We start from the raw sequence: 20,650 nt of genomic DNA, 5'->3' as shown, positions 1-20,650 counted from the left end.
GGGTGACCGGCCGGCCGGCTCCCGCCGGCCGGAGCGGCCCCGCGCCCGCCGTCGACCGGGACGGTCTTCCGGTGTCGCCGCACGGTCCGGCCGGAGCTGTGCGATGTCCTTCGGTGTTACGCCTGCTCCAGGAGTACGGCCGCAAGAGTGCCGGTCACGATCTCGTCCCGGGGCAGCGAGAGGCCGAAGTGGCGCTCCACGATCCCCAGGGCGGTGCGGTGGACGTCCCTGTGGCCCGCTTCCTCGTCCGGGAGGCCCGCGGCGGTCAGCTCGGCCTGCACACGGGAGGCCACCTCGGGGTCGCCGTCGACACCGTCGTAGCCCCAAGAGCCGTCCAGGTGCAGGTTGAAGGCGCTCAGTACGACCTCGTCGCGGACGTAGGCGAACTGGGGCGGGACCGGCTTGCCGTTCTCCTCCTCGAACTCCAGGTGGCAGATGTCCACGCCGCCCCGGGAGAGCGGCGGCCGGCCGCCGAACTCACCCATCCAGCCCCCGTAGGCGACCGTGTACGACCAGTCGCCGCACCGGCCGTAGCGCAGGCCGATGCCGTCGAAATCGTCCCCGTACGTGTCGGCCATGAGCGCGAGAAGGCCGTCTCCGGTGAGGTCCCCGACCGGTACGGCCGTGCGCGTGGGACCGAACACGGTCTCCGTGAGCCGCCCGACGAGTTCCTCCGGGGTGAGTCCGCGGGCCATCACCACTTTGTATCCGCCGAAGGCGATCGATCGGGGGGCTGCCAGCCAGGTTATTCCGTCCGTCATGACGGACATCCTGACCGATGCCGCTGACAACGCGGGGCCGGCGAGGGCGGTCCGCTCAGGCGGGCCCGGCCACGGGCCCGACCACGCCGCGGGCGACGCCGAGGGCGACCAGGTCCTGGGGGCGGATGCGGAGCTGGTCCGCCGTGGACGGCGCCTCGGACGGGGGGCGCTTGAGGATGGCCGCCGCCAGTTCGGGGGCGATCACCGAGAAGTAGCTGTCCGGGGTGACCCAGGTGTTCCCCGGCGCGGCCAGTGCGAGGGCGCCGCCCGAGCCGCCCTCGCCGATCAGGAGGGTGGTCACCGGGACGCCGGCTGCCGCGACCGCCGCGAAGGTGTCCGCGATGGCCGCACCGGCGCCCGCGTGTTCCGCCGCGGCGTCGTTCGCCGCGCCGGGGGTGTCCACCAGGGTGAGTACGGGGATGCCGAGACGGTCCGCGAGGCGGATCACGCGGGCCGCCGTACGGTAGCCCGCCGGGCGGGTCGCCGTGCCGCACTGGGCGGCGTACGCGACGGACCGCCCGTCCCGCAGCCCGAATCCGCACAGTATCCCGGGGTCGGTGCCGCCCGCCCGGTCCCCGGAGAGGGGGAGGCGGAGGGCGAAGTACGCGTCCAGGTACGCCTCGGCGCGGGGCCGGTCCGGGTGGCGGGCCTGCCGTACGGCGTCCCAGCCGGTGGCCGGGGGCGGTACGTCCGACAGCGCCGCCGGCGGTTCGACCGGCTCGGCGGAGCGGGGCGCGGCCAGGACGCGGAGCCAGCCGGCCAGGGTCGCGGGCAGCTCGGCGGCGGGGACGACGGCGTCGACGTGCCCGGCGGCGTACTGGCCCTCGGCGGTGTACGCCGCCGGTTCCGCGTCCGGCGGCCGGACCCGGGAGCCTGCGAAGCCGACCTGCGCACCCGGGAGCGCGAGCACGACGTCCGCCCCGGCGCCGAGCGTGGCCCAGCCACCGCCGGTGGTGGGATCGCGGAGGACGGCGATCTGCGGGAGCCCGGCGGCGCGGGTGAGCACGGACTGGCGGGCCACGCGCTGGAGTTGGGTCAGCGCGAGCATGCCCTCCTGCATCCGGGAGCCGCCGGTGGCGATCAGGGACACGAGGGGGAGGCGGTGTTCGCGTGCGTACGTGTAGGCGGCCTCGAGCCGGTCTCCGGTGCGTTCGCCGAGGGAACCGCCGAGGAAGCCGAACTCGAAGGAGATCACGGTGGCTTGGCGGCCGCCGATGAGGGCGGTTCCGGTGACGACGGACTCCTCTTCGCCTGTCCGCGCGGCGGCGCGGGCGCGGGAGTCGTCGTAGCCGGCCCAGGTGAGGGGGCCGTCGGGGGCCGGCTCCCGGTGGGGGGCGGGAAGTTCGGCGAAGCTGCCGGGGTCGGTCACGGAGGCGATGGCTGCGCGGGCCGAGAGGCGGGTCGTCGTCACGGAATCACCCTAGGGGGTGGCTGTCGGGCGGGGCAGGTCGCGTTGGCGGGGCCGGTCCCGGTGGGCGGGGGCAGCCCCGTTGGGCGGGGCCGGGCACCTTCGGCGGGGCCGGTCATGTCAGGTGGGGGAGGGGGAGGGCGATCTTCAGGGCGTAGGCCGCGACGAGGCCGTAGCCGAGGCGGAAGGTCCAGGCGCGGGCGGCGGGGGAGACCTTGCGGCCGGCGAAGGAGCCGAGGGCGACGAGGGTCTGCTGCCAGAGGAGCGAGGCGGCGGCGACGCCGATGAGGAAGGCGGCGGCGGTGGTGGGGGTGGTGAGGGTGGAAGCCTGGGCGGTGGTGAGGGCGGCGAAGTAGAGGGCGGTGGTGGGATTGACGGCGGTCAGCCCGACAAGCCGCCCGAACGCCCCGACGGCTCCGCCCCCGGCCGGTGGCTCGGCCCCGGCCCGCGGCTCGACCCCGCTCCCCGCCCCGGGCTCGGCCCGGACCCCGGTCCCAGGCCCAGGCCCGGGCTCGGCCCCGGCCCCGGCCCCGGCCCCATGCTCGGGCTCGGCCCCGCTCCCCGCCCCGGGCTCGGCCCCGGCCCCATGCTCGGGCTCGGCCCCGGGGCCCGCCACAGGCTCGGTCCGGACCCCGGTCCCAGGCCCGGTCCCACGTCCGGGCTCGGCCTCGACCGCAGTCCGGGCCGCGGGCCCGTGCTCGGGGTCGGCCCGGGGGCCCGCCGCAGGCTCGGCCCCGGCGTCACGCTTGGGCCCTGACCCGGCCCAGGGCCTCGTCCCGGGGCCCGCCACGGCTCCGGGCCGGGGTTCCGGTGCGGGCCGGGAGTCAGGCCGGTCGGTGGGTTCGGGCCCTGCGGGCGGCAGTTCCCCACCCCGCCCCTTCCCGAAACCGGGGCTCCGCCCCAGACCCCGCGCCTCAATCGCCGGTGGCGCTGAAGGATCGGGGCTGCGCCCCGGATCGGGCGCCTGAGGCGGCGACGGGTCCGAAGGGGCGGGGCTGTGGCCCGGGTCCAGTGCTGCGAGCGTAGGCAGGGCTGAAAGGGCGGAGGTGTGCCCCGGGCCCCGCGCCTCAAGCGGCGATGTCCTCGTCGGGTCGGGGTGTCCTGCGTCCTGCCCCTCCGGTGGCGCTGAAAGATCGGGGCTGCGCCCCGGCTCGGGCGCCTGAGGCGGCGACGGGTCCGAAGGGGCGGGGCTGTGGCCCGGGTCCAGTGCCGCGAGCGTAGGCAGGGCTGAAAGGGCGGAGGTGTGCCCCGGGCCCCGCGCCTCAAGCGGCGATGTCCTCGTCGGGTCGGGGTGTCCTGCGTCGTGCGCCTCCGGTGGCGCTGAAGGATCGGGGCTGCGCCCCGGCTCGGGCGCCTGAGGCGGCGACGGGTCCGAAGGGGCGGGGCCGCGGCCCGGGTCCAGCGCCTTGAGCGGTGGGGCTGAAGGAACGGGGCTGCGCCCCGGCTCGGGCGCCTGGAGCGGCGACGCGTCCGAAGGGGCGGGGCCGTGCACCGGGCCTCGGGCCGCGAGCGGTGGTGGGGTTGGAGTGGCGGAGTTGTGGAGGCCGTGGGCCGCGATCGCGAGGAGGATTGCCGCCGAGGCCAGGCGGATCCAGGCCTCGATCGGGGTGACGTGGGAGGCCACCCAGGGGCCCAGTGCGGTGGCCAGGGCCGCGTAGGCGAGGTCGACCGTGGCGATGCCCGCCGCCGCGGCCATCGCCGTGCGGCGGTTCCGCATCGCCTCCTGGAGCAGCAGCACGCTCATCGCACCCATCGGCATCGCCACGCCCAGGCCCGCGACCGCGCCCGACAGCGCGGGGGAGAGGAATTCGCTCATGGAACGGGAGGGTGAGGGGTGGGGGCATCCGCGCAGCGGCGTATATCGGCCCTTACTGCGAGAATCGCGGTATGGACCGCCTGGACAGGGAAATCCTCGGCATCCTGCAGCAGGATGCGCGGATCTCGTACCGCGACCTCGGCGTGCGCGTCGGGCTCAGTGCCAACGCCACCGCCGACCGGGTGCGCCGGATGCGGCGGGACGGGGTGATCCGCGGGTTCACCGTCATCGTGGACCCGGCCGCCGACACCCGGGGCGGGCTCGTTGTCTTCATTGATCTGAGCCTGCGGCAGGACACCTCCAATGACGAGTTCGAGGAGCGGGTCGTCGCGCTTCCCGGGATCACCGAAGTGGTGCATGTGACCGGGGAGTACGACTACCTCGTACGGGCCCGGGCCGCCGATCCCGCCGCGCTCGACGCGCTGCTGCGCCGGCTCAAGCGGGAGGCCGGGGTGGCTCAGTCCAGCACCCGGATCGCCTTGCGGGCCGCCCACCGGCCGCCCGGCACCCCTTAGGAGGCGCCCGCAAAGTCCTGCCTGGCCCGCGGCGTCCGGTGCCGTGCATCGCAAGGCGGAGGGGCGCCCGCGTACCGGACGTACTCGGGCTCCCCGACAACGCGGCGATGCACGGCACCGGACGCCGTGGGCCGCGCCCTTCGGGCGCCCGGCAGGACGTTGCCGACACCCCCTAAAGCGCCGACTCCCAGCGCAGGGTCGTTCCCCGCGTGCCCGACTCCGTGCGGCCGTCGTCCGTGACCTTCAGGCGGGCCCGGGTCGGGGTGGCTTCCACCTCGACCGCGATCGAGGTGACCTCCGAGCGGCGGTGGGCCGCGGCCAAGGCGCCGCGCAGGGCGGAGAGGAGGTCGCCGGCCACCCGGTCCGGGAGCAGGGCGTCCACCGCGCCCGCGAACCGGACCGACGGCTGGAAGCCCAGCAGGACCGCCGCCCCGCCCGTCTCCCGCAGGATCCGGCCCCGGAACGTCGTCGGGGCGTCGGTCGGCGGCTGCTGGAGGGCGAAGATCGCGGTGCGGACCTCCTGGATGGTGGAGTCGAGCTCGTCCACCGCCCGGCCGAGTTCGTCGCCCACCGTGTCCCCGGACGGCGCGGCCGCCGACCGCTTCTTCGTGCTCTCCAGCATCATCTCCGTCGCGAACAGCCGCTGGACCACCAGATCGTGCAGGTCCCGCGCGATCCGGTCGCGGTCCTCGTAGACCGCCAGCTGCTCCCGGTCGTGCTGCGCGTCCGCCAGTACGAGGGCCAGCGCTGCCTGGGAGGCGAACTGCGAGGCCAGCAGCCGGTCCACGGCGTCGTACGGGCGCCCGCCCCGGGCGCGCGGCAGGGCGAGGGTGCCGATCAGCTGGCCGCCGCTCTGGAGGGGGAGCATCATGCTCGGGCCGAAACGTTCCCGCACATGCGTCGTCATCCGCGGGTCCGTCGCCGAGTCCTCTATGAAGACCGGCTCCCCGCCGAGGAGTTGTTCCAGCACCGGCGAACCGGGGGCGATCGCCGTCCCGACGAGGTCCCCGGGGTCCCCGTGCGTGGAGGCGGCCACGATCTCCATGCCGCCCTCGGGAGTCGGCTGGAGGACCACGCCGGCCGCCGCGTCCGCGAGCAGCCGGGCCCGTTCGGCCACGCACATCAGCGCGTCCATGGCCGGCCGGCCCGCCAGCAGGGTCGTGGTGACCGCGGCGGCGCCCTCGATCCAGCGCTCCCGGCGGCGCGCCGTCTCGTACAGCCGGGCGTTGCCGATCGCTATCCCCGCCTGCGAGGCCAGGACCCGCACCAGCGCCAGGTCCTCGTCCGTGAACGGCCCGCCGCCCTGCTTCTCGGTGAGGTACAGGTTGCCGAAGACCTCGTTGTGGACCCGGATCGGGACGCCCAGGAAGCTGCGCATGGGGGGATGGCCCGGCGGGAACCCCGCCGAGCGCGGATCCTTCGACAGGTCCTGCAGCATCAGCGGGCGCGGATCGGTGACCAGCGCGCCGATCAGGCCCGAACGCCCGTCGGGCAGGTGGTGGATCGCGGCGCGCTCCGCCTCGCTCAGCCCGGTCGTGTACAGCTCGGTCAGCCGGAGGCGCTCGGGGTCGACGACCCCGAGCGCTCCGTACCGGGCCGTGCACAGCTCGGTCGCCGAGTCCACGATGTGCTGGAGGGTGGTCTGCCGCTCCAGATCGGAGCCGACGTTCAGCACCGCCTCCAGGAGTACGGGCAGCCGGGCCCGTTGCCCGGCAGCGGCCGGGGCGGCAAGACCGCCCGGACCGCCAGGCCCGGGCGCCGCGTCCGTCATTCGGCCAGCGGGTTGAGGACCATCGGGGCGATCTTCCCTTCGAGCATCATGCCGAGACCGAGCACGGCGCACACGTCCGGCCGTTCCGCGATGGCGACGGGCATGCCGGTGGCGTCGCGCAGCATCTGGTCCAGGCCCGGCAGCAGGGCGCTGCCTCCCACCATCATGATCCCCCGGTCCGTCAGGTCGGCGACCAGGTCCGGCGGGCAGTCCCGGAGCACCTTGCCGATGCCGTCGAGCACGGCGGTCAGCGGGGTGTGGATGGCGTCCCGTACGGCGGCGGTGTCGACGTGGACCGAGCGGGCCAGCCCGGTGGCCACGTCGCGGCCGTGGATGAGGGTGGACGTGGGGCCCCCGCCGGTGATGCCGTTGCCGTGCAGGGCGACCTGGAGCGGCCGGACGGCCTGGCTGGGCAGCATCAGCTCGTGCGCGTGGCGCAGGTGCTGGACGACGGCGTGGTCGATGGCCTCGCCGCCGACCGGGATCCGCTGGGCGGTGACGATCGAGCCGAGGGAGAGGACGGCGATCTGGGTGGCGGCGGCCCCGCACACCATGATCATCGTCGCGGTCGGCTGCTCCACGGGCAGGCCGCAGCCGACGGCCGCCGCGATCAGGGTGTCGACGAGTTCGACGCGCCGGGCCCCGAGCCCGACCATCGTCTCCACGGCGGCCCGCTGGGCGAGCGGGTCGGCGTCGTGCGGGGTGCAGGCGGCGGCCCGCAGCCGGGGCTTGCGGCGCAGGGCGCGCCGCAGCTTCTCGCCGAGCAGGTGGCGCAGCATCCGCTGGGCCATCTCGATGTCCACGACGGTGCCGCCGGAGACGGGGCGTACGACCCGGATGTAGTCGGGCGTGCGGCCCGTCATCCGTTCGGCGAAGGTCCCGACCGCGATGAGTGCACCGGTGCGGGTGTTCACGGCGGCGACGCTGGGCTCGTCGACGACCAGGCCGGCGCCCTTGACGTACACGCGGGTCCTGGCTGCTCCCAGGTCGACGGCGACGTGGCAGCGGCGCAACTGCTCAAGACTGACGGTCACGGCAGATCCTCCCGAGAGCGCTGACGCAAGAAGACCGGCGACTGCCGGTTGCACTTCATATCTTCTCGGGCGAATAGGGCATATCGCCCGTTGGGTTGCTCCGGCCGGGTGTGGCGCACGGGGTGAGAGGTGCTGCACGGGGGTGGATTTCTGTACCGACAGGCACCACGATGCCCGCACCATCCGCGCTACTCGCGCGTAACAAGGTAAAGGGGACCCGATGCTGACGTCCCGCCAGAGACTGTTGGCGCTCCTGGCGCTCTGCCTGGCGCTCCTCGCGCCCCTCCCGGCGCAGGCCGCCGCCGCTGTGCAGCCGCACAACCCGGTGGTCTTCGTCCACGGCTACAACGCCGACCCGGGCGTCTGGGGCAGCCTGCGCGAGGACCTGCGCGCCGCCGGCTACACCGACTCGGAGCTCTTCTCCTGGGGTTACGACACGCACCAGTCCGTCAACGAGGTGCTGGCCGGGCAGCTCGGCGCGTACGTCGACCAGGTCCGCCGGCAGACCAACGCCGCCCGGGTCGACATCGTGGCGCACTCCTTCGGCTCGCTCGTCGGCCGCTGGTACGTGAAGTTCGGCGGCGGCGCCGCGACCGTGGACCACTGGGTCTCGCTGGCCGGCCCCAACCACGGCACCTCCACCGCGTGGGCCTGCGCCCTGTGGGACCAGGCGTGCCGGGACATGACGCCCGGTTCGTACGTCGTGAAGAACCTGAACGCGGGGGACGAGACCCCGGGCGCGGTGAAGTACGCGACCTTCTGGTCGAACTGCGACGAGGTCATCAACCCGGACGGCAGCGTCCCGCTCGCCGGGGCCGCCAACACGCCGGTCGGCTGCCTCCGGCACAACGACCTGCTGGGGGACGACGCCACCTCCGCCGGCGTCCGGTCCTTCCTCGCCTCGTAGGGCCCGCGGCCCGGACCCTGCCGCTCAGACCTCGATCCCGTCGACCGCGACCCGCTGGAGCAGGCCGTACGTGAACTCCGCCACGCACGGCCGGCCCTGCGCGGTGAACGCGAGGCGCCAGCGGGTCGGCGCGGTGCCCTCCATCGGGCGCACCGGGGCGAAGGCCCGCGCCACCTCGTCCACCGTGGCCGACCAGGGCCGCAGGTCCTCGGGCGTCTCCAGTACGGGCCCCCGCGCGCCCGGGGCCCGTACCAGCCACTCGTTCCACACCGCCCCGTCCGGCGCGGCCAGCACCTCGAAGCGCAGGTCCGGCCAGAGCGGCACCGGCCACAACAGGGCCTCGCACTCCAGGTCGCCGATGGTGCGGGCGGCCGTGGACTCCGGCGGGCCGAGCACCGAGCGGTAGCGGGCCAGCGCACCGCGGGCGCGGGGGGAGCGGACCATCGCCTGCCAGCGCTTGTTCGCCTCCCGCTGCTCGGCGAGCGAGGCGCCCAGCCGCCGCCGCGCCTCCTCGGCGAGGTCCGGCCGGAAGTCCGCCATCCGGCGCAGCAGCACCAGCTGGAAGGCGGCCGGACCGAAGGGTCCCGAGGGCGCTGACGCAGTCATGGAGGCCACGATTCCACACAGGACCTCCACGAACCCGCGATACGGATGTTGCGCGGAACCACGTAGCGTGCGGACGTCATGGACTACTGCCACGCCTGCCGGAGGCACCTCAACGGCGCCCTGGCGTGCGCCGGGTGCGGAACCCCTGCCGAGTACCTGCCGCCCGCCGCCGCCGGTGGGCCTCCCGTGCCCGCAGCCCCCTACGGCTCCGCACGGCCGGAGGAGCCCGCCGACCCGTTCGCGGACTCGATCGTCGTGCTGTCCGGAGCGCACAGCGGCCGGTCCGGTGCGCGGCGCCGCGCCACGCACCGCCGGCGCCGCAGGACCATGCTGACGGTCGGGCTGGGTCTGGTGCTCGCGGTCGGCGGCACGGTCGCGCTCGCCCGGATCGTCACCGAGGGGCAGAAGACCGACCGGGCCGCCGAGGTGGTGCTCACCGACGGGAACGGCCCGCAGGACCCGGCTCCGCTGCCGAGCGGCAAAGGGACTCCCGGCGCGCCTGCGGCGCTGAAGCCGGTGAAGGCCTCGGGGGCCGCGAAGGCCACCGCGGGCGGAACGCAGTCGGCCGGACCCGGGGCGTCTGCCGAGGGGACGACGGAGCCGGGTCCGTCGGCGTCGGCCTCCGCGTCGGGCAAGACGGGGCCGACGAAGGGTGTCACCGGGCACGGGCCGTCCGTAAAGCCGGGTCAGTCGGGGAAGCCCTCGCCGAGCGGTTCCGGGACGGCGCAGCCGCCGTCCCCGGCGCCGAGCCCGAGCCCGTCTCCGACCGGGGGCTGCTTCCTCTGGTTCTTCTGCTGAGCGACCGGACGACGCGGGCTTGACCGGAAAGATCCGAAAGAGGCGGCCTAGCCCAGCATCCGCTTGAGCAGGTCCCGCAGGACCGCCCGCTCGGCCGTGGACAGCCCGGCCAGCGGTTCGCGCGCGAAGTCCAGCGACTCGCGCAGCCGGTCCGCGGTCTGCAGGCCCTCCTCCGTCGGAGCGGCCAGTTTGACCCGGCGGTCGGCCGGGTCCGGCCTGCGCTCGACCAGGCCGCGCGACTCCAGCCGGTCCACTATGCCCGTGATGTTCGAGGGCTCGCACTTCAGCTGCTGCGCGATCCGCCGCATCGGCATCGGCTCCAGCGACAGCAGGTTCAGCACCCGGGCCTGGGCGCCGGTGAGCTGGTGGCTGGCTGCCGCGTGCTCGTACTCCTCGTGGTAGCGGGCCACGACGGTGCCGATGAGCTCGACAACCTCAAGGGTCAGGGGATCTGCGCGACGACTGGGCATGGATCCAGAGTACCCATTTACTTGACAACATGAAATATCCAGGCGCATGGTTGTTTCACGTACTGAAGTATTCGTCGATTCCTCGATTCGGGAGCGCCCCATGTCTCAGATCCCCGCCGTCAGCCGCGAGTGGCACCTCGTCCGCCGCCCGCAGGGCTGGCCCGTAGCCGAGGACTTCGCCCTGCGCGAGGTCGAGGTCGCGGCCCCGGCCCCCGGCCGGATCCTGGTGCGCAACCTGCACATGTCCGTGGACCCCTACATGCGCGGCCGGATGAACGACGTGAAGTCGTACATCCCGCCCTTCCAGCTGGACAAGCCGATGGACGGCGGCGCGGTCGGCGAGATCGTGGCCTCCGCCGCCGAGGGCTTCGAGGTCGGCGACCACGTGCTGCACGGCCTGGGCTGGCGCGAGTACGCCGACCTGGACGCCAAGCACGCCACCAAGGTCGACGCCTCGCTCGCGCCGCTCTCCGCCTACCTCGGCGTGCTCGGCATGCCGGGCCTGACCGCCTACGCCGGCCTCTTCGAGGTGGCCTCCTTCAAGGAGGGCGACTCCGTCTTCGTCTCCGGCGCGGCCGGCGCGGTCGGCAGCCTCGTCGGCCAGTTCGCGAAGATCAAGGGCGCCGCTCGAGTGATCGGCTCGGCCGGCTCGGACGAGAAGGTGACGCTCCTCACGGAGAAGTACGGCTTCGACGCCGCCTTCAACTACAAGAACGGCCCCGTCGGCGAGCAGCTGAAGGAGGCCGCCCCCGAGGGCATCGACGTCTACTTCGACAACGTCGGCGGAGACCACCTCGAGGCCGCCATCTCCTCCCTGAACGTGCACGGCCGGGCCACCCTGTGCGGGGCGATCGCCCAGTACAACGCCACCGAGCCCACCCCCGGCCCGCGCAACCTGGCCCTGGTCATCGGCAAGCGGCTGCGCCTGCAGGGCGTGCTGGTCGGCGACCACGCCGGGCTCCAGCCGCAGTTCGTCCAGGACGTCGCCGGCTGGCTGCGCTCCGGCGAGCTCGTGGCCGACGAGACCGTGGTCGAGGGCGTGGAGAACGCGACCGAGGCCTTCCTCGGCATGCTGCGCGGCGACAACACCGGAAAGATGATCGTTTCCTTCACCGGTTAGGCTCACTGCACACCGTCGTGATCGTGGGCGCGAGTCACGGCGATTACCAGGAGGATCTCTCTACATGTCCATCCAGCAGACCGACGTTCTGTACACCGCTGTCGCCACCGCCGAGAACGGCCGTGACGGCCGCGTCGCGACCAACGACGGCCAGCTCGACGTCGTCGTGAACCCGCCGAAGGAGATGGGCGGCAGCGGCGCCGGCACCAACCCGGAGCAGCTGTTCGCCGCCGGCTACAGCGCCTGCTTCCAGGGCGCCCTCGGCGTCGTCGCCCGCAACGAGAACGCGGACATATCCGGTTCCACCGTCACCGCCGAGGTCGGCATCGGCAAGAACGACGAGGGCTTCGGCATCATCGTCAAGATCTCCGCCGTGATCCCGAACGTGGACGCCGCCACCGCCAAGGACCTGATCGAGAAGGCCCACCAGGTCTGCCCGTACTCCAAGGCGACCCGCGGCAACATCACGGTCGAGCTCGCCGTCTGATCCGGCTCGCGCTCCGCGAAGGCCGCACCCCGATCCCGGGGTGCGGCCTTCGCCGTGTGCGACCGGTCCTAAACTGGACCCATGCGTGATCTTGCGGGGGGATTCGGCTACCTGCTGGCCGGACAGAGATGGGTGCTGCGACACGGCCGCTGGCTGGGCTTCGGCCTGCTGCCGGGGCTGGTCTCGCTGGTGCTGTACGCCGGCGCACTGGTCGGGCTCGGCTACGGCGCCGACGACCTGACCGCCTGGGCCACCCCCTTCGCCGACGGCTGGTCCGCGCCGTGGCTCGGGCTGTTCCGGGGCTTCCTCACCGGCCTGGTCTTCTGCCTCGGGCTCTTCGTCGCGGTCATCACCTTCACCGCCGTGACCCTGTTGATCGGCCAGCCGTTCTACGAGTCCCTCTCGGAGCAGGTCGACCGCAGCGAGGGCGGCGACGCCCCGGAGTCCGGGCTCCCGCTCTGGCGCGAGCTGTGGATCTCGGCCCGGGACAGCCTGAAGGTGCTGGTCCGGGTGCTGCTGTACGGGATCCTGCTCTTCGCGCTCGGGTTCATCCCGGTGATCGGGCAGACCGTGATCCCGGCGATCGGGTTCTGCGTGTCCGGGTTCTTCCTCGCCGAGGAGCTCACCGCCGTCGCGCTGCAGCGGCGCGGGGTGGAACTCACCGACCGGCTCGCCCTGCTGCGGACGCGGCGGATGCTGGTGCTCGGCTTCGGCGTCCCGCTGGTGCTGGCGTTCCTGGTGCCGCTGGTGGCGGTGTTCCTGATGCCGGGCGCGGTGGCCGGGGCGACGCTCATGGTCCGGGAGCTGACCGGGGAGGACGAAGCCCCGGAAGCCGGAGCCGACCAGAAGACCGACACCGGAATCGACACCTCCGGGGACGCGCAGGCTCCGGCCGGAGGTTTCGGACCGCCGCCGCCCGCGTACTCGTAGACCGCTCGCTCGCAGCGCGCCGGTCCCGCAGGGCTACCGCTTCAGCAGGGTGATCGCGCCGACCGTGTCCTCGCCTGCGTGCGCGGCCGGGTCGGCGGCCAGACGGCGCCGCATCAGCTCGAGGTACGGGGTGATCAGCTCGGCGCTGACGCCCTGCTCCTCGGCGGTGCGCAGCAGGGTGCCGCTGCCCGCCACCTGCATGGCAAGGTTCGACACGACGCCGGTCGTGAAGTCACCGGAGGTCAACCGGTCGGCCGCGTTGCCCACGAAGAACCCCATCGCGCCCAGCCACTCGGACAGCAGCGGCGCCAGTTCCCTCGGGGCGATGTCCTCGCCCTCGATCAGCGCGTAGGCGTGCGAGATGCCGGCGAACAGCCCGTACATCCCGCTCAGCAGCGCCATGTCGTACAGCGCGGCGTGGCCGGGGTCCTCGCCGACGAAGCGGGCGCCGGCCGGGACCTGCAGGGCGGCGCGGTGGGTGTCGAACAGGGCGCGTGAGCCGCTGTGGAAGACGTACGCACCGGATGCCGGGGCGCCGATCATCGCCGGGGTGGCCATGATCCCGCCGGCCACGAACCGGGCCCCGCGCGCCTCGGCCCAGGCGGCGCGCTTCCGGCCCTCGGCGGGCGTACCGGTGGTGAGGTCGACCAGGTCCTTGCCGGTCAGGTCGATGCCGTCCAGGGCCGAGTCGACGCTGGCGTCGTCCAGCAGGCAGAGCACGACCAGGCGGTTCGCCGCCACCGCCTCGGCGGGGCTCGCGGCGACGGCGACGGCGGTGCCTTCGGCGGCGAGGGCCTCGGCCTTGGCGGCGGTGCGGTTCCAGACGGTGAGGGGATGCCCGGCGGCGAGCCAGGTGCGGGCGAGTGCGGTGCCCATGTCGCCGAGGCCGAGCAGGGTCAGGGGGCGCTTCGTCACGGTGTTGTCGGTCATGCCGTTTAGCCTGGTGGCAGGCCGAGAGGCGCTCAAGTACGCACTTCGGAGTGGGTGGTTACTCCCAGGTGAGCGAGCAGGTGGGGAGGGGTGCGCGATGTCGGTGACGCGAAGGCCCGGTGCGGACCACTGCGGTGTGGCCGCGGCGATGTCGGTGATCGACGGCAAATGGAAGGTGTCGCTCCTGTGGGAGCTGGAGCAGCGGCCGCGCCGCTTCGGGGAACTGCGCCGGCTGGTCCCGGGGATCTCGGAGAAGGTGCTCGCGGCCCAGCTGCGTGAGCTGGAGACGGACGGCATGGTCCACCGCGAGGTCTACGACGAGGTCCCGCCGCGCGTGGAGTACTCGCTGACCCCGCTGGGCCAGGAGCTCAACACGGCCCTGGAGGTCCTGGGGGCATGGGGGACCAAGCACCTTCTCCCCGGGCCGGCCGAGCAGCCGGCCCAGGTCCGGGTCTCGGCCCAGGGCTAGGGCTAGGGCCAGGGCCAGGGCCAGGGCTAGGGCTGGGCGCGGGGTTCCACCCACAGGGCCTCGCCGACCGCGCACAGATCGCCCCCGGCGGTGGCCAGGGCCGTCCCCACGCGGTACTTGCGGCCCTCGCTGCCGAGCAGCCAGGCGTACGAGACGAGGCCCGCGCCGACCGGCACCGGCCGCAGCAGCCGCGCGGTCAGGGCGGCCGTGACCGCACCGGCCCGCCGGTCGTCGAGCAGCCGGCCGGCCGCGTTGCCCGGGCAGTCCAGCGCGCCCCACACCAGCTCGGGCGGCAGCAGACCGTCCGCGCCGCCGAGTTCGGAACCGGGGGTCCAAGCCGCGGCCACCAGGGCGCTGCCGGGCACCCGGCCGCAGTGCAGGCGCAGACCCGTGGCGGGCGTGCGGTGCAGACCGCAGCCGAAGCAGTCGACCATTCCGTCCGGAGGCGTCGCCCGGTAGGCGTCGGCCGCCGCCTGCGCCTGCTCCCAGGACGGCGCCCCGGGGGCCTCGACGGCCGGCTCGGCCGGGGTCGCCGCCGCGAGCAGGAGCTCGCCGTCCACCAGCCGGACGCCGCCGTCGGCGGTCGGGGCGAGCCGGACCGGGGCGTCCGTGGGCACCGGCCGCCGGAAGTCCACCCGTACGGTCTTCGCGGCCGCGCGCGTGGCCAGCACCCCGGCCACGTAGCCGCCGAAGGCCACCCCGGGATACCCGCACAGGTGGCTCGGAACCGTGATCGTCTCGAAGTCGGTCATGCCCGCCACCTCATCACATCCGCCCTTACACCCGCCGCCCGCGGCGCAGGCATCGGTCTCGTCACAGCCGCCGGGCCGGCGGCACCGCAACTATCGCCGTGGCCCGTTCGTCCTCCATCCTGGACGGACGCGCACCGCGCGCAGGGGCTTCGGAGGTGGCCGGATGGCAGAACAGCCGTGGGGGCAGCCGTATCCGGTCCGCCCGCAGCAGCAGCCGTACGGGCAGCCGTGGCAGCCCGCGCACACCCCGCAGTCCGCGATGCGGGCCTCGCACACCGATCGCGACCGGACGGTGGACGTGCTCAAGGCCGCCTACGCGGAGGGCCGGCTCTCCCGCGAGGAGTACGGGCAGCGCTTCGACGCGGCGTACAAGGCGCAGACGTACGGGCAGCTCGCGCAGCTGGTCGCGGACCTGCCGGCCGGGCCGATGGTGGCCCCGTTCGGCGCCGCGGTGCCGGTGCTGCCGCCCGCCTACGGGCCGGTGCCGGGGCCGCTGCCCATGCCGGTGCCGCCCCGCCCGGTCAACGGGATGGCGATCACCTCGCTCGCGCTGGGCGTGCTCAGCCTTCCGACGCTCGGCGCCGCGGGCCTGGGCGCCGTGATCACCGGCCACATCGCGAAGGCGCAGATCCGCGCGCGCGGCGACGAGGGCGCCGGGCCCGCGACGATCGGCCTGGTGCTCGGCTGGTTGTCGTTGGGCGGCTGGGTGCTGCTCTTCCTGCTCGCCGGATTCGGGGTCCTCGACTGACCTGCGCCTTCTTACGCCGGGCCGCGGGCCGGTCCCGGGCGGTTCCGGCCGCCGTCCCGGGACCCCCGCTCGCCGCAGGCGGCCCGATAGTATGCGTGGCGGCAAGAGCCGAGGCCGTCCCACACCGTCCTTGAGTCCGCCGCCCTCGTCCGGTCTGCGGACCTGTGGGCCCGGAGCCGGGCAGTGGCTTGCCGAGAACGACGACCGGCCGTCGCGCCGCGTACCGACCAGCAGTAGGGACACCGTCAGTGACAGTCAGTACCGAGGGGTCGGCGGCCGTGCGCCCGGGCCCCCCGAGCGGACCGGCCGCACACGCCCCCAGCAGCTCCGGGTCCGCGGACCCGGCCCCGCGGCGCGCACTGCGCTCCCGCGGTGGGCTCCTGCTGCTGGAGGCCGCCGTGGCGTTCGCCGCGGCACTGGTCCTCCCGCTCCTGGCGCGCGGTCTCAAGCTCAACCCGCTCAACCGGATCGCGCAGGTCAGCGGTCTGGCCGCGATCCAGCTGCGGTTCGCGCTGATCGGGCTGCTGTTCGTCGCCGCCGTGGTGCTGGCGATGCGATTGCGCGGCGGACGCCACTTCGACCTGGCCACCCGGCTGGCCGCCGCGGCCATCGCGGGCCTGGCCAGCGGTTTCGTCGCGGCGGGCGCGGTCGTCGCGCTGCTGGGCACGCCGTGGCCGATGTTCGGCCTCAACGGCGACAGCGGCCGGATCGTCGAATGGGCCCACGCCGTCGCGAACGGACATCCCTCGGGCTCGCCGGTCTACCCGCCGATGCCGCTCTACACCCTGGGCTACTACGCCGAGTGGTTCCACGGCGGTAACACCGCGTACGCCTTCAAGGACCTGCAGATCCTCGGCGCCGCCGCTTTCGGGCCGCTGGTCTACCTCGCCTGGCGGATGCTGCTGAGCCCGGTCCGGGCGCTCGCCTTCGGTGTCGTGCCCGCGTTCGCGCTGATCGACTCCTACAAGCCGTACAGCCAGACCGTGCTCGTGCTGCTGGTCCCGGTGCTGGTGGCGATGGTGGTGGCGCTGCGCCGCAGCGGCACGGAGGGCTGGCGGCCGCTGCTGCTCAAGGGCGCCGGGTTCGGTGTGCTGCTGGGCGTGCTGTTCCTCACGTACTCGGGCTGGTTCCTGTGGAGTGCGGCCGGCGTGCTGTTCGCCGCGCTGCTGTACTTCCCGTGGCGGACGGGCCGGCTCAAGGGCGCGGCGTTCATGGGCACGGCCCTGGCGGCCTTCCTCGTGGTGGCCGGGCGCTACCTGATGGTCATGCTCAAAGAGGGGCAGACCACCAAGGACTACAACTTCCGCTTCGACAACTTCACCGACCCGGCCTACTACCTGATGTGGCGTACGGACATGCCCGGCAAGGTGGGCGACTGGCCGCCGCCCGGGGAGTTCGGCGGGGTCGGGCTGTTCGCCCTCGTGACCTTCCTCTGCCTGGGCGCCGCGATCTGGCTGGGCCTGCGCAAGCCGCTGGTCGTCACCATCGCCGCGATGTTCATCAGCGCGTGGGTGATGCGCATGTACATCGCCTCGCACATGTACGAGACGCAGACGGTCCAGCTGTACACGCGGACCAACAACCAGCTGCTCTACTGCGGTCTGATCCTCTGCGCGCTGGTGGCGCACCTGGTCTCGCTGAAGCTGGCCGAGCGGCGCACCGCGTCCGAGGAGCCCGCATCCGCATCCGCATCCGCATCCGCACCCGTCCCGGGCCGCACCGCGCCGGGCTTCCCCGGTCGCGAGGGCGCGGTGATCGGAACCCTCTGCGCCCTCCTGCTGCTCCTCGGCACGGTCTCCTCCTCGATGTCCGACCGGTACATGCCGGCCCAGGACGGCACCTACCGGATCCTGCCCTGGGTGTCGCACACCATCCGGCAGCAGGACGGCAAGTGCCCGAAGTTCGCGCCCAAGGGCGAGTGCTCCAAGGACGGCGACCAGAGCTGGCTGAGCTACGTCCGATGATCAGAAGGAAGCGATGATCTCCGCACTGACGCGCCTGGCCGACTGGTCGGCCCGGACCCCCAAGCGGCTCTGGGCCATCGCCTTCGTGCTGTTCTTCACGCTCGCGGCCTCCTGGTCCGCGGCCACCCCGCTCGGCGGTTCGCCCGACGAGCACGCCCACTTCATCCGCGCGGCCGCCGTCGCCCGGGGCCAGATCGGCGGCCCCGAGGTGATGGTTCCGCACATGGTGGCGGGCATCGAGGGGAAGTTCGCCGAGACCGGGGTGCAGCTCCCGGAGTGGTACGAGCAGCTCCCCAAGCAGCACGAGTGCTACGCCTGGCACGAGGAGAAGCCGGCCTCCTGCGCCCCGAAGTTCGGGCACTCCGAGAAGACCGTCCAGGTCACCACCGCGGCCGGCCGCTACCACCCGGCCTACTACCTGGCGACCGGCTGGCCGAGCCTGCTGGTCAAGGGCCCGCACGGGCTGTACCTGATGCGGCTGATGTCGGCCGCGCTCTGCTCGGCGCTGCTGGCCAGTGCCGTGGTCACGGCCGCGGAGTGGCGGCGACGGCGCTCGGTGGCGCTGCTCGGCGTGTTCACCGCGGCCACGCCGATGACCCTGTACATGGCCGGCATGGTCAACCCCAGCGGCGGTGAGATCGCCGCCGGCATCCTCGTGTGGACCGGCCTGCTGTCGATCCTGATGTCGCCCGATGCACGGCTGCTGAACCGGCGGCTGGCCCGGGTGGGCATCGGCGGGCTGGTGCTGATCAACATCCGCCCGCTCGGGCTGATCTGGTTCGCCGGCGCGGTCTTCTTCGGCCTGCTGCTCGCCCACCGCGGCGTCCTGCGCTCGGTGCTGCGCCGCAAGGCCCTGTGGGTCTGGACGGCGCTGCTCGGCGCGGCCACGGCCGGTGCGCTGCTCTGGGCCGGGGCGCACCCCGACAACTCGGTGATCAACACGCCCAAGACGCTGACCGCCAAGGAAGCCGCCCGGCAGACCTTCGGCAACGCCGAGACGTACGTCCACCAGATGCTCGGCTACTTCGGCTGGCTGGACACCCCGGCACCCGCGTTCACCTGGCTGGTCTGGCTCGGCGTGATCGCGGTGCTCACCGCGCTGGGGCTGGCGTACGGCCGGCTGCGCGAGGCGGTGGCGCTGATCGGCATGCTGGTGGCGATCGTGGTGGTGCCGGTGGTCGCCCAGGCCTCGCAGGCGGAGAAGCTCGGCATGGTCTGGCAGGGCCGCTACCTGCTGCCGTTCGCCGTGGGCCTGCCGCTGATGGCGGTGCTGATCTGCGCGAGCCGGGCGCCCGGGCAGGGGTTCCCGTGGCGCAGGCTGGTCGGCTTCGGCGCGGCCGGGCTCGCGCTGGCGAACGCGGCGGCGTTCTTCTGGACGCTGCGGCGCTTCGCCGTCGGCACCAGCGGCTCCTGGGTGCCGTTCTCGGCGCACTGGGCCCCGCCCGGCGGCTGGATGCTGTGGACCGGCGTGTACACGGCGGCGGCGTTCGCCCTGGTGCTCCCGGCGCTGGTGCGGGACCGCGAGCCGGCTCCGGGGGATCCCGCGGAGCGGGACGGCAGCACGCGCTCGGGACGGCACTCGAAGGTGCCGGCGATCGGCTGACCCCGGTCGGCCCCGGGCGGCGGAGCCGACTGTCGGGCCGTCAGGCGCCGACCTCGGCCGTCACCACGGAGGGCGTGCGGTCGTCCGCTTCGGCCAGCAGCACGCCGCCCGGGGCCCAGACCGCGGCGCGGCCGCAGCCGGTCCACGGGCCAGCCGGGCCGACGTGGTTGGCGAGGACGACGTACAGGCCGTGCTCCCCGGCGATCCCGGGGTACACGGTGGCCCGCTCCCGGATCCCGTCGCCCGTTCCGTACAGGGAGCTCGCCAGGTGGACCCGGCAGCCGTCCGCCGCCGCGCGGCCGGTGAGCTGCGCGAAGTGGTTGTCGTAGCAGACGCCGAGGGAGAAGCGGATCCCGCCGAGCTCGAAGCGGCCCTGGCTCCCGCCGGCCGCGAAGCCGCCCTGCTCGTGTCCGTACAGGTGCTGCTTGGCGTACGTCGTCAGGTGCCGGCCGTCCGCGCCGTAGACCAGGGTCGCGATGGCGGGCAGCGGCCCGGCGGTGCGCAGCGCGACATTGACCGCGACGGCGATGCCCGCGGAGCGCAGCGGATCCAGGCGGGGGTCGTCGGCGTCCGCCATCCACAGGCCGGGGTCGGCGGCCATGGCCTCCAGCTCGTAGCCCGTGAGCGTGAACTCGGGGAACACGACGAGCTCGGCGCCCTGTTCCCGGGCCTCGGCGGCGAGGGCGACGCTCCGCTCCGTGTTGGCGGGTATGTCGGCCGGGATGCAGGTGAGCTGGGCTGCGGCGATCTTCACGGGTCCAGGATGCCAGCCCGGCCGCCGGGTCCCCGCCCCGGCCCGGCGCCCGCCCTGCGCCGTCCGCGACCCGCTCCTGGGCCGCCCGTAGGCCGCGGTCAGCCCGGTTCCGGCCCCCGCAGCAGGGTCAGGAACGAGCGGAAGGCGGCAGGCATGTCCACCGATTCCGGCGCGAGCAGCCACTGGTACTGGAGGCCGTCCATGACCGCGGTCAGCAGCGGGGCCGCCTCCTCCGGGGTCAGACCCGAGGGGAGCCGGTCGCCGAACTCGGCGCGCAGCACCTGCGTCATCTCGGCGCGTACCTGGGCGTAGCGCTCGGTGAAGAACTCCCGCGCCGGATGCCCGTCGGTGACGCTCTCGCCCAGCAGCGCCGAGAAGGTCTGCACGATCCCGGGGCGCATGGCGTTGTACTCGACCAGCGAGGCCAGCAGGTCCAGGCGCCAGGCGCCGGCCGAGGCGCGCGAGCCGCCGCCGGTGTCCCAGCGGTCGCGCTCCTCCAGCACTGCGACCAGCAGTGCCTCCTTGGTCGGGAAGTAGTGCAGCAGCCCCTGCTGGGTCAGGCCGACGCGCTCGGCCACCGCGCCCAGCGACGCACCGCGGTAGCCGCGCTCCGCGATCACCTCGACCGCCGCGCGCACGATGTCGCCGCGCCGCTCCTCGCTTCTCGCCCTGGCCATCGCCCCGGCACCTCTCCCGTTCACGCCGTGCCCCGCCTCGCCGGCAGTGTCCTCCGTACGTTATCGGAATATCACGAACACATTACGAACCCTACCGCTCTACCGGTAACGGGTCCACGATGGGGGACAC

21 protein-coding genes are annotated in these 20,650 nt (G+C 73.9%); 10 read left to right on the top strand and 11 right to left on the bottom strand.

Annotated elements, in window-relative coordinates:
- Positions 1-116: 116 nt before the first annotated feature.
- The 3 genes from ACZ5WG_RS11630 to ACZ5WG_RS11620 form a co-directional block, all read right to left on the bottom strand.
- Complete coding sequence (locus tag ACZ5WG_RS11630) at positions 117-761, bottom strand: hypothetical protein (RefSeq protein ID WP_468722405.1); 645 nt, start codon at positions 759-761, stop codon at positions 117-119.
- A 55-nt stretch (positions 762-816) separates the two neighbouring features.
- Positions 817-2,172 carry a carboxyl transferase domain-containing protein gene (locus tag ACZ5WG_RS11625; protein ID WP_468722404.1) on the bottom strand — a complete coding sequence of 452 codons (1,356 nt, stop codon included), beginning with the start codon at positions 2,170-2,172 and terminating at the stop codon, positions 817-819.
- 112 nt (positions 2,173-2,284) lie between these two features.
- On the bottom strand, positions 2,285-2,785 hold the full coding sequence (locus tag ACZ5WG_RS11620) for a hypothetical protein (RefSeq protein ID WP_468722402.1): 501 nt from the start codon (positions 2,783-2,785) through the stop codon (positions 2,285-2,287).
- A gap of 1,271 nt (positions 2,786-4,056) precedes the next feature.
- Between ACZ5WG_RS11620 and ACZ5WG_RS11615 the strand changes: the two genes are divergently transcribed.
- The gene (locus ACZ5WG_RS11615; RefSeq protein WP_468722401.1) at positions 4,057-4,500 is read left to right on the top strand and encodes an Lrp/AsnC family transcriptional regulator; all 444 of its coding nucleotides are present in this window, start codon (positions 4,057-4,059) and stop codon (positions 4,498-4,500) included.
- Positions 4,501-4,672: 172 nt separating this feature from the next.
- Here the strand turns inward: ACZ5WG_RS11615 and ACZ5WG_RS11610 are convergent, their stop codons facing one another.
- The gene (locus ACZ5WG_RS11610; RefSeq protein ID WP_468722399.1) at positions 4,673-6,271 is read right to left on the bottom strand and encodes a sensor histidine kinase; all 1,599 of its coding nucleotides are present in this window, start codon (positions 6,269-6,271) and stop codon (positions 4,673-4,675) included.
- The gene (locus ACZ5WG_RS11605) at positions 6,268-7,305 is read right to left on the bottom strand and encodes a rod shape-determining protein (protein WP_383515838.1); all 1,038 of its coding nucleotides are present in this window, start codon (positions 7,303-7,305) and stop codon (positions 6,268-6,270) included. Before ACZ5WG_RS11605 ends, ACZ5WG_RS11610 begins: the two co-directional genes overlap by 4 nt.
- Positions 7,306-7,525: 220 nt before the next feature.
- Between ACZ5WG_RS11605 and ACZ5WG_RS11600 the strand changes: the two genes are divergently transcribed.
- Positions 7,526-8,212, top strand: coding sequence for an esterase/lipase family protein (locus ACZ5WG_RS11600; RefSeq protein ID WP_468722396.1), 687 nt, complete (start codon positions 7,526-7,528; stop codon positions 8,210-8,212).
- A gap of 24 nt (positions 8,213-8,236) precedes the next feature.
- Here ACZ5WG_RS11600 and ACZ5WG_RS11595 read toward each other — a convergent pair whose 3' ends face one another.
- Positions 8,237-8,818 carry a hypothetical protein gene (locus tag ACZ5WG_RS11595; protein WP_468722395.1) on the bottom strand — a complete coding sequence of 194 codons (582 nt, stop codon included), beginning with the start codon at positions 8,816-8,818 and terminating at the stop codon, positions 8,237-8,239.
- Between the two features lie 78 nt (positions 8,819-8,896).
- Here ACZ5WG_RS11595 and ACZ5WG_RS11590 point away from each other — a divergent pair, with 78 nt between their 5' ends.
- Positions 8,897-9,616 carry an SCO2400 family protein gene (locus tag ACZ5WG_RS11590; protein ID WP_468722393.1) on the top strand — a complete coding sequence of 240 codons (720 nt, stop codon included), beginning with the start codon at positions 8,897-8,899 and terminating at the stop codon, positions 9,614-9,616.
- A gap of 47 nt (positions 9,617-9,663) precedes the next feature.
- On the opposite strand, the gene ACZ5WG_RS11585 is transcribed toward ACZ5WG_RS11590, so the two are convergent.
- On the bottom strand, positions 9,664-10,086 hold the full coding sequence (locus ACZ5WG_RS11585) for a MarR family winged helix-turn-helix transcriptional regulator (RefSeq protein ID WP_053785306.1): 423 nt from the start codon (positions 10,084-10,086) through the stop codon (positions 9,664-9,666).
- Between the two features lie 100 nt (positions 10,087-10,186).
- Here ACZ5WG_RS11585 and ACZ5WG_RS11580 point away from each other — a divergent pair, with 100 nt between their 5' ends.
- From ACZ5WG_RS11580 to ACZ5WG_RS11570, 3 genes are all read left to right on the top strand, one after another.
- On the top strand, positions 10,187-11,206 hold the full coding sequence (locus ACZ5WG_RS11580) for an NADP-dependent oxidoreductase (RefSeq protein WP_468722391.1): 1,020 nt from the start codon (positions 10,187-10,189) through the stop codon (positions 11,204-11,206).
- A gap of 64 nt (positions 11,207-11,270) precedes the next feature.
- Positions 11,271-11,693, top strand: a complete 423-nt coding sequence (locus tag ACZ5WG_RS11575) for an organic hydroperoxide resistance protein (RefSeq protein ID WP_266629515.1) — start codon at positions 11,271-11,273, stop codon at positions 11,691-11,693.
- Between the two features lie 81 nt (positions 11,694-11,774).
- Complete coding sequence (locus ACZ5WG_RS11570) at positions 11,775-12,623, top strand: EI24 domain-containing protein (RefSeq protein ID WP_468722389.1); 849 nt, start codon at positions 11,775-11,777, stop codon at positions 12,621-12,623.
- A gap of 33 nt (positions 12,624-12,656) precedes the next feature.
- Here ACZ5WG_RS11570 and ACZ5WG_RS11565 read toward each other — a convergent pair whose 3' ends face one another.
- Positions 12,657-13,553, bottom strand: a complete 897-nt coding sequence (locus ACZ5WG_RS11565; RefSeq protein WP_468722388.1) for an NAD(P)-dependent oxidoreductase — start codon at positions 13,551-13,553, stop codon at positions 12,657-12,659.
- A gap of 97 nt (positions 13,554-13,650) precedes the next feature.
- Here ACZ5WG_RS11565 and ACZ5WG_RS11560 point away from each other — a divergent pair, with 97 nt between their 5' ends.
- Positions 13,651-14,022, top strand: a complete 372-nt coding sequence (locus tag ACZ5WG_RS11560) for a winged helix-turn-helix transcriptional regulator (RefSeq protein WP_468722386.1) — start codon at positions 13,651-13,653, stop codon at positions 14,020-14,022.
- Positions 14,023-14,048: 26 nt separating this feature from the next.
- Here ACZ5WG_RS11560 and ACZ5WG_RS11555 read toward each other — a convergent pair whose 3' ends face one another.
- Positions 14,049-14,774, bottom strand: coding sequence for a hypothetical protein (locus ACZ5WG_RS11555; protein ID WP_468722384.1), 726 nt, complete (start codon positions 14,772-14,774; stop codon positions 14,049-14,051).
- A gap of 163 nt (positions 14,775-14,937) precedes the next feature.
- Here ACZ5WG_RS11555 and ACZ5WG_RS11550 point away from each other — a divergent pair, with 163 nt between their 5' ends.
- From ACZ5WG_RS11550 to ACZ5WG_RS11540, 3 genes are all read left to right on the top strand, one after another.
- Positions 14,938-15,522, top strand: coding sequence for a DUF1707 and DUF4190 domain-containing protein (locus ACZ5WG_RS11550; protein WP_468722382.1), 585 nt, complete (start codon positions 14,938-14,940; stop codon positions 15,520-15,522).
- Between the two features lie 248 nt (positions 15,523-15,770).
- Positions 15,771-17,486 (top strand): hypothetical protein, encoded by a 1,716-nt coding sequence (locus tag ACZ5WG_RS11545; protein WP_468722380.1) that lies wholly within the window; start codon positions 15,771-15,773, stop codon positions 17,484-17,486.
- A 13-nt stretch (positions 17,487-17,499) separates the two neighbouring features.
- The gene (locus ACZ5WG_RS11540) at positions 17,500-19,089 is read left to right on the top strand and encodes a DUF2142 domain-containing protein (protein WP_468722378.1); all 1,590 of its coding nucleotides are present in this window, start codon (positions 17,500-17,502) and stop codon (positions 19,087-19,089) included.
- 40 nt (positions 19,090-19,129) lie between these two features.
- On the opposite strand, the gene ACZ5WG_RS11535 is transcribed toward ACZ5WG_RS11540, so the two are convergent.
- Positions 19,130-19,843 (bottom strand): carbon-nitrogen hydrolase family protein, encoded by a 714-nt coding sequence (locus ACZ5WG_RS11535; protein WP_468722377.1) that lies wholly within the window; start codon positions 19,841-19,843, stop codon positions 19,130-19,132.
- A 98-nt stretch (positions 19,844-19,941) separates the two neighbouring features.
- Positions 19,942-20,520 (bottom strand): TetR/AcrR family transcriptional regulator, encoded by a 579-nt coding sequence (locus ACZ5WG_RS11530; protein WP_468722375.1) that lies wholly within the window; start codon positions 20,518-20,520, stop codon positions 19,942-19,944.
- Positions 20,521-20,650 lie beyond the last annotated feature (130 nt).

The organism is Streptomyces sp. NPDC032745 (assembly GCF_055579465.1).
Note: the sequence above shows the minus strand (reverse complement) of the source record. Positions and strands in the feature narration are given on the sequence as shown.

Coding starts and splice junctions, on each gene's coding strand:
- ACZ5WG_RS11570 (WP_468722389.1), top strand. CDS start 11,775: ATGCGTGATCTTGCGGGGGGATTCGGCTACCTGCTGGCCGGACAGAGA.
- ACZ5WG_RS11550 (WP_468722382.1), top strand. CDS start 14,938: ATGGCAGAACAGCCGTGGGGGCAGCCGTATCCGGTCCGCCCGCAGCAG.
- ACZ5WG_RS11580 (WP_468722391.1), top strand. CDS start 10,187: ATGTCTCAGATCCCCGCCGTCAGCCGCGAGTGGCACCTCGTCCGCCGC.
- ACZ5WG_RS11555 (WP_468722384.1), bottom strand. CDS start 14,774: ATGACCGACTTCGAGACGATCACGGTTCCGAGCCACCTGTGCGGGTAT.
- ACZ5WG_RS11610 (WP_468722399.1), bottom strand. CDS start 6,271: ATGACGGACGCGGCGCCCGGGCCTGGCGGTCCGGGCGGTCTTGCCGCC.
- ACZ5WG_RS11560 (WP_468722386.1), top strand. CDS start 13,651: ATGTCGGTGACGCGAAGGCCCGGTGCGGACCACTGCGGTGTGGCCGCG.
- ACZ5WG_RS11540 (WP_468722378.1), top strand. CDS start 17,500: ATGATCTCCGCACTGACGCGCCTGGCCGACTGGTCGGCCCGGACCCCC.
- ACZ5WG_RS11600 (WP_468722396.1), top strand. CDS start 7,526: ATGCTGACGTCCCGCCAGAGACTGTTGGCGCTCCTGGCGCTCTGCCTG.
- ACZ5WG_RS11590 (WP_468722393.1), top strand. CDS start 8,897: ATGGACTACTGCCACGCCTGCCGGAGGCACCTCAACGGCGCCCTGGCG.
- ACZ5WG_RS11575 (WP_266629515.1), top strand. CDS start 11,271: ATGTCCATCCAGCAGACCGACGTTCTGTACACCGCTGTCGCCACCGCC.
- ACZ5WG_RS11530 (WP_468722375.1), bottom strand. CDS start 20,520: ATGGCCAGGGCGAGAAGCGAGGAGCGGCGCGGCGACATCGTGCGCGCG.
- ACZ5WG_RS11585 (WP_053785306.1), bottom strand. CDS start 10,086: ATGCCCAGTCGTCGCGCAGATCCCCTGACCCTTGAGGTTGTCGAGCTC.
- ACZ5WG_RS11595 (WP_468722395.1), bottom strand. CDS start 8,818: ATGACTGCGTCAGCGCCCTCGGGACCCTTCGGTCCGGCCGCCTTCCAG.
- ACZ5WG_RS11565 (WP_468722388.1), bottom strand. CDS start 13,553: ATGACCGACAACACCGTGACGAAGCGCCCCCTGACCCTGCTCGGCCTC.
- ACZ5WG_RS11630 (WP_468722405.1), bottom strand. CDS start 761: ATGACGGACGGAATAACCTGGCTGGCAGCCCCCCGATCGATCGCCTTC.
- ACZ5WG_RS11615 (WP_468722401.1), top strand. CDS start 4,057: ATGGACCGCCTGGACAGGGAAATCCTCGGCATCCTGCAGCAGGATGCG.